Annotated in this window: 10 protein-coding genes; 6 read left to right on the plus strand and 4 right to left on the minus strand. The window is 46.4% G+C overall.

The features are described 5' to 3' along the window. The first annotated feature begins 251 nt into the window (after positions 1–251). The 5 genes from KE626_RS16370 to KE626_RS16390 all read left to right on the plus strand — a co-directional run bounded on the left by KE626_RS16370 (position 252) and on the right by KE626_RS16390 (position 5,765). Positions 252–728: a hypothetical protein gene (locus KE626_RS16370; protein ID WP_211973998.1), complete on the plus strand. Its 477-nt coding sequence runs from the start codon at positions 252–254 to the stop codon at positions 726–728. Between the two features lie 314 nt (positions 729–1,042). Continuing rightward, on the plus strand, positions 1,043–2,473 hold the full coding sequence (locus KE626_RS16375) for a sensor histidine kinase (protein WP_211973999.1): 1,431 nt from the start codon (positions 1,043–1,045) through the stop codon (positions 2,471–2,473). A gap of 4 nt (positions 2,474–2,477) precedes the next feature. Further along, positions 2,478–3,176: a response regulator transcription factor gene (locus tag KE626_RS16380; RefSeq protein WP_211974000.1), complete on the plus strand. Its 699-nt coding sequence runs from the start codon at positions 2,478–2,480 to the stop codon at positions 3,174–3,176. 249 nt (positions 3,177–3,425) lie between these two features. Continuing rightward, positions 3,426–4,265: a helix-turn-helix domain-containing protein gene (locus tag KE626_RS16385; protein WP_211974001.1), complete on the plus strand. Its 840-nt coding sequence runs from the start codon at positions 3,426–3,428 to the stop codon at positions 4,263–4,265. Positions 4,266–4,496: 231 nt separating this feature from the next. Continuing rightward, positions 4,497–5,765, plus strand: coding sequence for an aminopeptidase P family protein (locus KE626_RS16390; RefSeq protein ID WP_211974002.1), 1,269 nt, complete (start codon positions 4,497–4,499; stop codon positions 5,763–5,765). A 262-nt stretch (positions 5,766–6,027) separates the two neighbouring features. Here the strand turns inward: KE626_RS16390 and KE626_RS16395 are convergent, their stop codons facing one another. The 3 genes from KE626_RS16395 to KE626_RS16405 form a co-directional block, all read right to left on the minus strand. Then, positions 6,028–7,971, minus strand: a complete 1,944-nt coding sequence (locus KE626_RS16395) for a c-type cytochrome (RefSeq protein ID WP_211974003.1) — start codon at positions 7,969–7,971, stop codon at positions 6,028–6,030. 21 nt (positions 7,972–7,992) lie between these two features. Then, a complete protein-coding gene (locus tag KE626_RS16400) occupies positions 7,993–9,852 on the minus strand; it encodes a 3-keto-alpha-glucoside-1,2-lyase-like domain-containing protein (RefSeq protein ID WP_211974004.1) in 1,860 nt (619 codons plus the stop codon). A 527-nt stretch (positions 9,853–10,379) separates the two neighbouring features. Further along, entirely contained in the window at positions 10,380–11,000 is a 621-nt protein-coding gene (locus KE626_RS16405) for an HAD family hydrolase (protein WP_211974005.1), read from the minus strand. Positions 11,001–11,058: 58 nt separating this feature from the next. Between KE626_RS16405 and KE626_RS16410 the strand changes: the two genes are divergently transcribed. Further along, on the plus strand, positions 11,059–11,523 hold the full coding sequence (locus tag KE626_RS16410) for a GNAT family N-acetyltransferase (RefSeq protein WP_211974006.1): 465 nt from the start codon (positions 11,059–11,061) through the stop codon (positions 11,521–11,523). A gap of 185 nt (positions 11,524–11,708) precedes the next feature. On the opposite strand, the gene KE626_RS16415 is transcribed toward KE626_RS16410, so the two are convergent. After that, positions 11,709–12,227: a DUF4251 domain-containing protein gene (locus KE626_RS16415; RefSeq protein ID WP_211974007.1), complete on the minus strand. Its 519-nt coding sequence runs from the start codon at positions 12,225–12,227 to the stop codon at positions 11,709–11,711. Between the last annotated feature and the right edge of the window lie 92 nt (positions 12,228–12,319).

A 12,319-nucleotide genomic window follows, 5' to 3' on the forward strand; every position in this document is an offset into this window, starting at 1 on the left:
AACAAAATTAAACAAACGTTTAATTTAAACAAGCGTTTATTTAATCGTTTGTTTAAATTTATTTTTTTATACTTTATATAAAATTGATAAATAATAATATAGACAAAATTTTTAAGCAGATTTTAATATTTCTTAATAATTACTTCATAAAAGGAGGGAAAATCTTACTGCTGCAGGTGGTTTTTATAAGGGAATTTTATAATTTAAAGGAAGCAAGCATCATCCCCGGTTATCATATAAACATCAACCACATGCGTCTTCCATCCTCGTTTCCCGGCGTCGTTTTATTTGCAGGACTGATCGTTGGCACCCTGGATATATTATCAGCCATGGTGTATTTCACGATTGTCACCCACGGACAGCCCATTAGTAAACTCCTGGCCTATGTTGGCAGCGGGGTATTTGGTAAAGCGGCCTTTAGCGGAGACCCTGCAATGCCCTGGTGGGGATTGCTGTTTCATTACTGTATCGCTATGATATGGACCTTTATCTTCTTCCTGCTATATCCCAAAATAACAGTGCTGCGCCGTACCCCTGCGGTTGTTACCGGCATCGCTTACGGCGCCATCGTATGGTGTATCATGAACCTCATGGTAGTACCATTGAGTCACGTACCGCATGGCCCTATGCGCTTAACCAGCGCGCTCATTAATATGGCGATACTGATGGTAATGATCGGGATACCACTGTCGTTGATAGCGAAGAGGTGGAAGAGATATAGCTATTAGCTATTAGCTATTAGCTATTAGCTATTAGCTGTTAGGCAAATGCAGCGGAGATTGGATTAGACAAATGCAGCGGAGATTGAAATTAGACGGACGTAGCATAGACTGAAAGTCGTCCTGATTTGGTACGATACCGACCGACGCAGCCCGCAGACAACCCCTGCCCCAGTTGTAACCGGGAAAGGGAAACCGCCGCTTATGGGGGTCTTTTAATTATTTTTTGCTAAATCGATTTTATGAGATAAAAAAAGTAGTATCTTTCCGATGACACTGGCCAACAGCATACGGGTATCAACCAAATAGTAATTAAACAGGGAATGAGGCACTCTATCAAGCTGTATATCCTGACAGCAGTTATCTGTATTGTGGCACTGGCCATCGTACAATTCTTCCTGATATACAATACCTACCAGCTGCTCGACAGCCGCTTCAACTATGTGGAAAAAGGCCGCATCGGCGAAGCCTATAACCTGGCCATCGCCAACGATAAACTGTTTCCGGGCGGTCAACCACTGCTCGACAGCATCATAGTGCCGCAGTATGCTTACCTGGAAAACCTCTACCAAACCAATCCAGAAGACTTCGACACCGCCGCACAACACCTGGTGAACCGCATCATCGGGGAGCTCGTGCGCCATGAGAATGCCGACAGCATGCTGAAAGCTATTAAAACCAACGACGGTATCCAGGACTCTTTGTTGTTTGCCCTGTGTATTCATCGCCTTGATATTAAATTCAAAGACAGCCAATACGTCAACATTTATAACCGCTTCAAAAAATACCCGCTCATACCCGCTGCCCGGCAACAGGAAATGGGATTATACATCTGCGGCAACCTGCGGCAGCCCGGCGAAAACAGTGCTGCGTCGTCGCTGGTAGCCAACTCGCCGCTCCCCTACTCCTATTCACTTTCGTTCTCCTTTTACGCCGATCCTTATAACCGGCGCACACTGGTACTGCAACAAATGAGATATACCATTCTCCCGGGTATACTCACGCTGCTGGCCGTGGTAACGCTCTTTGGCATCACCCTGCACAAATGGATCCGGCAAAAACATCTGTCGGACATGAAGTCGGATTTCATCAATAACATTACACACGAATTCAATACACCCATCACCGCCATTATTGTTGCCAATAAAAACATACAAAACGAAAAAACACTGGATAACAAACAAAGCGTTACCGCCCTGTCGATGATCATCCACCGGCAGGCAGAACGCCTGAAACTATTGGTGGAAAAGGTGATCAACGTGGCGGCCACAGAAAAACTGGAACTAAAAACAGTGACCTATGACCTCAACGAACTCATCTCCGAAATACTGGCGGTATATAGTCTGAATGCCGCCAACAAAAACATCGTGTTCACCTTTAACAGCAGTTCTTCCCCTGCGATGATCAACACCGACACTTTTCATTTTACCACGCTGCTGCAGAATATCCTGGATAATGCCGTGAAATACAACGATCACGCACAGAAAGAAATCACTATTTCCATTGTCCGTCAAAAAGAAGAACTGGAACTGGTAATACGGGATAATGGTATTGGTATGGATGCCCATACCCAACGCCACATCTTCGAAAAATTTTACCGGCATCAGCCCCGGCTTTCAAAGCCCACAAAGGGACTGGGGCTCGGTCTTTACTATGTAAAACAATGTATAGATGCACATGGCTGGCAAATCAGCGTAGAAAGCGAACCAGGGGCAGGCAGCACATTTATAATCATCATACCTTCAAAAATATAATATCATGAAACATCACATTCTGCTGGTAGAAGATGAAACAGACCTGGGTAATGTAGTGAAGCAATACCTGGAACTGATGGATTTTACTGTTGACTGGCAACAAAACGGCCGGGCAGCACTGGAAGCTTTTGCCGCCACACCACAGGCCTGGCACATTATCCTGATAGATATTAATCTCCCTGAAATGGATGGTTTTGAGCTGGCACAACAGGTGGTAAAAATACAACCCAATGTCCCCTTCCTGTTTCTCACGGCGCGTGGCGAAAAGAAAGACCGCCTGTATGGGCTGAAAATAGGCGCAGACGACTATATCGTGAAACCGTTCGATGTGGATGAACTGGTGCTGCGCATCAAAAATATCCTGAAACGGCACCAGCTGGCGAACGGTAACACGCGTCCCAACAATGCCATTGACCTGGGAGGCATGCGTTTCCATAAAGATTCGCTGAAACTGGTAGCTCCCAACGGTAAGGAAACTATCCTCACACCGCTGGAAAGCGACCTGTTATTACACTTCTACCATAACAGCAATAAGGTGATCCGCCGGGAAGATATACTCCACCAGGTATGGGGCGCCAATGATTATTTTGTGGGGAGAAGTCTTGATGTTTTTGTATCCCGCTTCCGCAAATATTTCCAGGGAAATGAAAACATCAGTATCCGGAATGTGTATGGTATCGGTTTTATGTTTAATCTTTCATAAAAAAAGGGCGGGCGCTACATCGCTCAAGGGCCCGCCCCTGCACATCTTGAACCATTACAAGATGCTGTGCCTGTTTATCAACCGTATCTTTATTTATGACTTAATTGCATTACCAGGGGAAAAACAACTACCGGAGATTGGGAGCTGCCGCAATAGTGTTTTTCATAGTGATAACTTAGTTAACAGGTGTTCGCCTAAAAAGTTCACCATGGAAAAATATAAACAAATCAGGCCCTTATTCGTAATTTGTTGAAACAACTACCGTCACTGTTAATGCAAGCCATCGAACTGATAAACCAGCAATATTTCTCCAGTCAGTACCGGTTTATGACACCGGCGCCTGACCTGGCGGAGCATGTGGTTTATTACTGGCTGCTGGATCTGCGGCAGCCTGCTATGCAGCAACAGGAGTTCCGGGAACTGTTGCTGGCCAATATGTGCTCCTCGCTGGTACTCAATCTGGGCGCCCCCTTTGAAATATATGACGCACAAAACCGGTTCCTGCATACCAGCGCCCACAGTGAATTGATTGGATACCGGCCCACCGCCGTAGCCTACCGCCATCTCTTTAATAACTTCCTGGTAGGCGTCAAATTCAAACCGGCATCACTCAATTACCTACTCCGTATCAGGGGAACAGAGATCAACGGCAAAACACTGCCCGCCGGAGACGCCCTGCATCATATCAGCCGGCTCGAATCGGCCGTATATGAGGCCCCCAGTCCGGAGGCCATCAAAACATTACTGGACCAGTTTCTCCGGAACCAGGCTCCCCTGCCCGGTTCCATCAGGCATTTCCACTATGTGCTGCAATCCCTGAACGGCCCGGCCCCATTGCAATCCGGCTACCAGCTCAAACAACTCGCTGCTTTACTTTACCTCTCTCCCCGCACCCTGGAAAGATATTTTACCGCATCGCTCGATATCAGCCCCAAACAGTGCCTGGCTATACTCAGGTTTCGCCAGGCCGTAACACAATACGTGGAGCACGGCTACAAGGCCGACTGGGAAGCATTGGGATATCATGATTTCTCTCACTTCCGTAAGGACTGGCGCAAGCGGGTTTTGTTTTGCCCAGGATTAGACTGATTTTGATGATTTAAAGGATTTTTTTTGTGATTATAATTTGATTTTAAAAGATTCAGGAAGATATCAGCGAAAATATTGATTGGTATCTTCCAAAATCTTTTAAAATCACAATAAAAAAATCCTTTAAATCATCAAAATCAGTCTAATCCTGGGCAAGACAATTGTCGCGTTTTTACACCAACTCCCCCATCGCCACAGCTTATGTTTGCGCTGCAACAAAAGCATTCCACTATGTTTTCAACCCAACGTAAACGGCTCGTCAGCCAGCTGCCGGCAGATGCCGTGGCGATACTTACCGCCAATGATATTATGCCTACCAACGGCGACGGCACCATGCCGTACTTTCCTAATGTAAATCTTTATTATCTCACCGGGGTCAAAGAAGAAGATGCCATGCTGGTGCTGTGTCCTGGTCATCCGGAAGCCGCCATGCGGGAAATCCTTTTCATCAAACGTGCCGACCAGCTTTTCGTAAAGTGGCTGGGGCATCGTCTCGACAAAGAATCGGCCGCTTCCCTGTCCGGTATCGCCACCGTTTATTATACAGATGAATACTGGGCGGTGATGAAAAACGTCATTCCACTTTGTAGACGGATACTGTTACATACAAATGAACATGCCCGTTCGGAAAATGAAACGCAAACGCGGGAAGACCGGCTGCTGCTGACCTGTAAGCATCATTATCCCCTGCACGAATACGACCGGCTGTATCCTCTGCTGGCCCGGCAGCGGATGGCCAAAACACCGGAAGAAGTAGCCATCATCCGCAAAGCCTGTGATATTACGGAAATGGGCTTCCGCCGGTTGCTGAAATTTGTAAAGCCCGGTAAAACGGGCTTCCAGGTTGCAGCAGAACTGATCCACGAATATATGCAGCACAACGCCACCTGGGCGAATTATGAACCCATAGTAGCCTTTGGAGCAGATACCTGCATACTGCACTACCGGGCTAATAAAAAAACAGGGAAAGACGGGGACCTGGTACTGATAGACGCTGCTGCCAGCCTGGAATTTTATAATGCTGACCTTACCCGCACCATTCCGGTGAACGGGCGTTACACGCCACGGCAAAAAGAATATTACAACGCCGTATTACAGGTGCATCGCCAACTGCGGCAGCATGTCCGCGCCGGTGTATCATTGCACGAATTATGGCAGGCATCCAATGAGCTGATCCTGGAAGCGCTGGTCCGGTTGGGCATCTGTTCAACCACGGACATCCGCCGCAACGGCGCTGCACATTACCTGCAGCAATACAGCTATCATAACGTATCACACTTCCTGGGACTCGAGGTACATGACCCGGGCTACATCCATGAGCCCATACCCGCAGGCGCCTTTCTTACCAACGAACCCGGCATCTATAACGCCGCTGAGGGCATCGGGATAAGAATAGAAAACAACCTGCTTGTAACAGATAACGGATATGAAGATCTGATGGAAAATATTCCTGTGGAAGCCGAGGAGATTGAGGAGATAATGAACCGAACCAGCAATTAGCTATTAGCCATTAGCTTTTAGCAGAAATGCAGCGGATTTTTTCTTGCCCAGGATTTCAATGATTTTGATGATTTACAGGATTTTATTTTAGTAGATTTTATTTTTGATTTAAAAAGATTAGCGGAGACAAAAGCGAGTATCCACTTTTATCTCCGCTAATCTTTTTAAAATCATTAAGGAAAAAATCCTGTAAATCATCAAAATCATTGAAATCCTGGGCAAGAAAAAATCCGCTGCCAGAAGCCTTCTTACACCTTGGGAACTACTTCAAAGAATTGATCCAGGTGGCAATCTTCGTTGCGTCGGCTTGCGGCACCTGCGGGAATGGAGGCATTGGTGTGGCATAGCCAGGCCAGTTCTCCGGCTTTGGATTTTTGATCAGCGCTAATATTTTAGCTACGGAATAATTTCTTTTGGCGACATCTTTAAAACCGGGACCTACCTGTTTCTTGTCGGGATTATGACAGGAAGAGCAGGTGTATTTATTCAGCAACGGTTTTACCTGCTCGTAGGTGAGCGCCTTTGCGGTTGCCGGTTGAGCAGCCGTGGAAGCATCTTTTGCAGCAGCTACCTTAGTGGCGGTAGTAGCTGGTTTGGCAGCAGAGTTTTTAGTACTCAGGGCAGATGCAGGTAATTTTGCTCCATCAGGAATGTTATTCAGTGTGTAGTATACATCCGGGTGTACCAGCGAGTAGGAATTTTCCTGGGTACGGATACCATTCAGCGTGAGCTTGTGGATGTAGTACTGACGCAGTCCATCGATTACGAGGCGAACTTTCATACCATCTGAGGAAACCTGTACACCTTTGATGGTCAGCTTTTCCGTGTTAACGGTAGGACTTCCATACACCGGGTGGTATTTATAGATAAAGCTTTCCACGTTATAGGAGGCAATATCTTCTGCATATTTTTTGTCGACCGGCTGGGTGAACGTTATTTCAAAACCATCTGGCATTGCGCTCACGGTTCTCATTTCAAAAGGTACACGGTTATTCCACACCAGGCGTTGAAGGCCCTGGTTGGCATCACCGGCAGAACCCCATCCACGGTTGGTTTCACCTACAAAGAGGGAACCGTCCTTACCCCAGGCGAGGCGCAAAACGCCTGACTGAAATCCGCTTCTGAAATCCCAGGCAGCGCCCTGGTATTCACCATTTACTTTTTCCAGGTACACGCGCATAATTTTGCTTTGTCCCTGATCACCGATCAGCACCTGTTTGGCGAAGGGGCCAAACGTACCTTCCGGAATGGTGGTGAGCTGTGAGTTGGAGATCCCTAAAACACCGTGTGGCAGCCATACTGCGGGTGTTTGTAATTCCGGGAAATATTTCTTCATATCAAACAGCGTCACAAACTTTTCGTTTTCTACGTTCTCTGGTTTGATGGCATTTCCCTGCGCATCTTTACGAAAGCGGGGATCCACTTTGCTGTACAATTCTTCTGTAGTCAGCTTTACGGGAGAGTTGGGCATGCCTGTCCAGCGTAAACCGGCAGGGTGCCCCACAAAGCTGCCTTTCTTTACATGGGTCAGTCCACCGGAACCCATCCAGTCGCCCTGGTTATCTGTGTAAAACAGTTCACCATCGATGGTGCCTAAACCACAAGGAGAACGGAAACCTGTTGCCCATGGTTCCATTTTACCATCGGGGGTGATGTGCATCATCCAACCTCTCCAGGGAACACGGCTTTCACCGCGCCACCATTCTTCATCCCCAAAGGCTACGTTACCGGAAACAAAGAAAGAGCCATCTGGGCCCAGTACGGGTCCGAAGCTGTACTCATGATAATGCCCGGATAAAGGCCATGCAAACACAGTTTCGAACAGGTCCATTTTACCATCCATATTGGTATCGGTCATTTTGGTCAGTTCGCCGCGTTGTGCGCAATAGAGGGAACCATTTTTGTAAGCCAGGCCCAGCACTTCGTGCAGCCCGGAAGCTACTTTCCTGAAGTAAGGTTTGCTGCTGGTGGGATTTTCCACGATAAAGATATCGCCGCGACGGGTAGCCACGCCAAGGTCGCCGTTGGGAAGGGTGCATAAACCACCTACTTCCAGCAGGGTACCTTCGGGAGAGCTGATACGTGCAATACGGAAAAAGTCCTCTTCCTTGGGTGATTCCTGTGCTTTAACAGGCGTGATGGCTGTGGTCATCAGGAACATACCTGCGGCTATTCCTGCTGTAATTCTTTTATAATTCAGTTTCATAATAGTCATTAGTATTGCTGCTTAGAAGATAACCGCATAACCTGTTTTAGCCTGTACCGGCACGATCAGCTCCGCGCGGCCGTTCTGGTTGCGGATGATGGGGTTCGCTTTGGCATCGTCCATCTTCACATAATAAGATTTATCGCCGATCACATACAAACCCGGGGATACCTGTTCTATGCTATCCCCAACGGCTATACGCAGATAGAGGTCGGATGCAGGTTGTGCCACCGTAACGGTGCGATGTATACCCTGGTTTTCCGGCAGTACGCTGATATCGTCTGTTACAGCGGTACCATAAATATTGTAACGGAAAGTTGGTTTACCTGTTTCATCGAGGGCGTAACCTGTTGGACGGTAGGCGGTGCCGGTAGTATCGGCGCTCCAGGCAGCATCTTTGCCGGACAGTTTTTCAATAGCCAGTGCAGGCTGATTGGTCAGTACCTGGATGGTACCCATAGGACGGGAAGAGCCGTCGCCACGGTCGTGCCACATAGGTGTGGTGTTCAGGAATTCGCCGCGCCATACCTGTATGGGTAAGCCGTTATCCATGTCGTAGGTGTAATGCACTTTGGCAGGACCGCCTACAGAAATGGCGTGTACTACGCGTTTACCACCTCGAACGTCCATAAAGCTGCGCAATACGGTATTTTCGTTGGCCGTAACCAGGATAGGATCTGTAGGATCATCAGCTGGTACGTTGGCATCGCTGATAACGAATTCGCGGATACCTGCTTCTTTTACCGACAGCGTCAGAGACGCTTTCGCCCAGTCGGTATTTTTAGCATACAATACTTCCACAGGGTAGTTACCTGGCTGTAATTCGATGTTACCGTTACCATCCCATCCACGCGGGGTGATGATGGTTTGGTTGTTTATTTTCAACTGGCCGGGTCCTCCGGAGGTGTGGAGATTGAAACCATAGTTACCTGCGCTTTTCACAGACAGGGTACCTGTGTATCGCACCAGGAACTCGTTGTCCGGTAAGCCGGTAATGTTGGGGCTTAGCTGAGCAGCGGTACCTGATGCTACCGGTTTCAGTGCAGCAAAATCGGGTTGCTTATCGAAGCGGCCTTTATATATGCTGTACTTTATATCCTGCAGCGTTGGTTTGGGAGCGCTGTAATTATTGATAACGATATTTCTGAAGGCAACAGTACCATGATCTCCCTGGATACGGAGTGGGCCGGAAGCTACTTCATTATTTTGTACGGCGCCACGGGTGGGGCCTGAAAGCACTACATTTTCCTGGATGGTTACACCATTCAGTTCCAGTTTTAAGATAACGGCATCCGCAATTTTGTTACCGGCGGCGTCAAAGCGGGGCGCCTGGAAAGCTATTTTCATATGCTGCCATAAGCCCGGTGCACGGCTAACATTCTGACGGGGTGCATGACCATCATAGCCCTGCTGTCCTTCCGGCTTGCTGTCGTCCCAGCGTTGGTAAATACCTCCGTTATCCGATGCACTTGGCGCCGTAATACCCCAGCTGTCGAGCAGCTGGATCTCGTATCTTCCCTGTAAATAAATACCGGAGTTAGATCCTTTGGCCATCAGGTAGTCCAGTTCCAGGTCGAGGTCACCATGTTGTATGGTGCTGAAAAGATCCTTTCCATGGGCATTTTTCTCTGGCAGGTTCACGAGGATCCCTGTGCCTGCGGTTGTTTGCAGCAGGTTGTTCTGCTGCAGGTCGGCCTTAACGCCGCCGGCTATACGCCAGTTGGCTGCAGGTTCCTGGAATGCAGATAAATCTGTTAACGGCAATTTGTTTTGAGCCATCATCTGCTGACAACTGCCAATACTTAAAATCAATACCAAAGTTCTCCGGTCGTACACACCTAACTGTTTCAACTTTGGACGGAACTTGTTCCATCTAAGCATAGATCTGGATTTTTTTAAAAAGTTTATATTGATTGCTAAATGCTTTTAGCTTTACAGTCCATACATCATTTTTCTTACTATATCGGTTATAGGTCACCTCAATTGTTAATGAAATTTAAATTATCAACTTCTGCTAAACGTAGAACTGTGCTAATTTTGAACGCGGCGACAAAATAGAAATTAATTATAACAAAGTTGGTAGCAAGGGTGGAAAAATTACACCAGCGGTAAAAAAATGGGGGCAAAATCGTTTGCAGTACTTTATTAAAGTTGGGGAGGTGGGCATTTTAAAATAAATTAAAAAGTTTCATTAGCGAGTTTTTTTCTTGCCCAGGATTTCAATGATTTTTAGGATTTTCAGGATTTTATTTTTTTTGATTTTATTAGATTTAAAATGATTAGCGAAGATAAAAGCGGATACTATACTCGCTTCTGTCTTCGCTAATCATTTTAAATCTAATAAAATCAAAAAAAATAAAATCCTGAAAATCCTAAAAATCATTGAAATCCTGAGCAAGAAAAACCCACTACAACGTAAGCCCGAAGTCCTCCAGTTTTTTTAGTGTGCTGGCGTAGTCGGTATGACAAATACCATTAATCCCCAGACCATTCGCCACATCTACAAACATCGACCGGTCTTCCAGGTATACTACCTCCGCCGGTTTTACCTGCGCAATATCCAGCGCTATCTTATAGATATCTGCATCTGGTTTGCGGAAGTGCACAAAACAGGAAGAAATATAGAAATCAACAAAGCTGCTGATATTAAAATGCTGAATGCGATGTTCGTTCAGTTCACGGCCTTCATTATTTACGATGGCAATCTTCAGTTTATATTTTGCTTTCAGCGCTGCTACCATCTCCAGCATTTCCGGATACGGAGAAGACTGTGCAAACATAAAATCACGGAATTGCTTGCGGGTAAAACTGCGGTCCTCATAAAAAACCACGCGGTTCAGGTATTCATCGAGCGTTAGCTTTCCTTCTTCGTAAGTATCAAAGGTAAGGTGATGCCGTTCCTCCATTTCAATGGCATCCAGTCCGTATGTTTGCATGGCCAGCTTACGGGCCGCCCGGTCCCAGCCATTGGTCAGTAATACCCCACCTATATCGAGGAACAGGGTAGTGATATGTGCATGCTTATCCATCTCCAAAAAAATTTATTGCGTTACTAAAATAACGCTATCCTTGCATTAAAAGATCAACATGCAAATCCGACCAGCCACGCTCCAGGACATACCGCAGCTCAAAAGCCTTTACCAGGGCACGATTACTCATATAAACCGGGCACATTACAATCCTGAACAAATCCGTGCATGGGCGGCTACTGGAGAAAGAATTACTTCTCTCGAAAACAAAATAAAATCACAGCATTTTTATGCCGCTGTTACAACCGACGAACAGATAACCGGTTTTGCCTCCCTGGAAGATGACGGAGAACTGGATATGATGTATGTTCATAAAGACTATCAGCGCCAGGGAATTGCCGCTATGCTGATCAAGCAGCTTTATAAGAAGGCTGCAGAACTGGGCTTAAAAACGCTGGTCGCTTATGTAAGTATTACCGCCAGGCCTTTCTTCGAAAAACAGGGATTTAAAGCAGTGGAAACGCAGCAGGTACAGTTGGGAGAAGTAATGTTGGAGAATTACAAAATGGTAAAGGATATATGATTTTTTGTTTTGCCCAGGATTAATGGTGATTATGATGATTTTCAGGATTTTTTTTGAGATTTTATGTGATGTAAAAAGATTAGCGAAGATTATCAGCATGTAAATCTTCGCTAATCTTTTTAAAATCATCAAAGGAAAAAATCCTGAAAATCATCATAATCACCGTTAATCCTGGGCAAGACAAACTATTTCTTCTTTTGAACTTTCCGTTCTGTTACATAACCGTTAAAGCTGATCGCGGACCGGTCGGTGCTGGTTACCTGCAGCGAGGCATAGCCTTCGCTGGAAACCGTTAAGTTCATGGACTGCACGGACCTTTTGTCTTTCGGTTTAATGGTGATATCCCATCCATCTTTTTTGCCGGGATTAGCGGAGTAGTCGAAAGACTTGGTTTTGAAGTCCAGTGGTGACCTTGTAGCGCCATAATCGGCGGTGTAAGCGCGTCCGAAGAAGGGAAGATAGCTGACAACAGAATCTGCGGAAACCGTCAGGTTATAGTCCGGTGTAATGTTTCGCATGCGGCCGCCCATAGGGAAAGCGTTTTGCGCTACAAAAACATAATTCTTAGATTCGATCAGTGACTTGATCTGTGCTGCTTTTTCCGCCTTTTTCTGCGCTTTTGTGTCTTGTGCAAAAAGGCCGGCAGATGGGATCGCGGCCACGATAAAGAGCATCATTATTTTTAAAACAAAGAACCTTTTCATATGGTAAGATTTTACAGATGAGGATATGCGAATATCGTACCATAACAGCTGGCGGCTATTTTTGTTTAGTTCTTCCCTGTACATTCCTGTTA

It is taken from the genome of Chitinophaga hostae, from assembly GCF_018224885.1.
Lineage (GTDB): Bacteria > Bacteroidota > Bacteroidia > Chitinophagales > Chitinophagaceae > Chitinophaga > Chitinophaga hostae.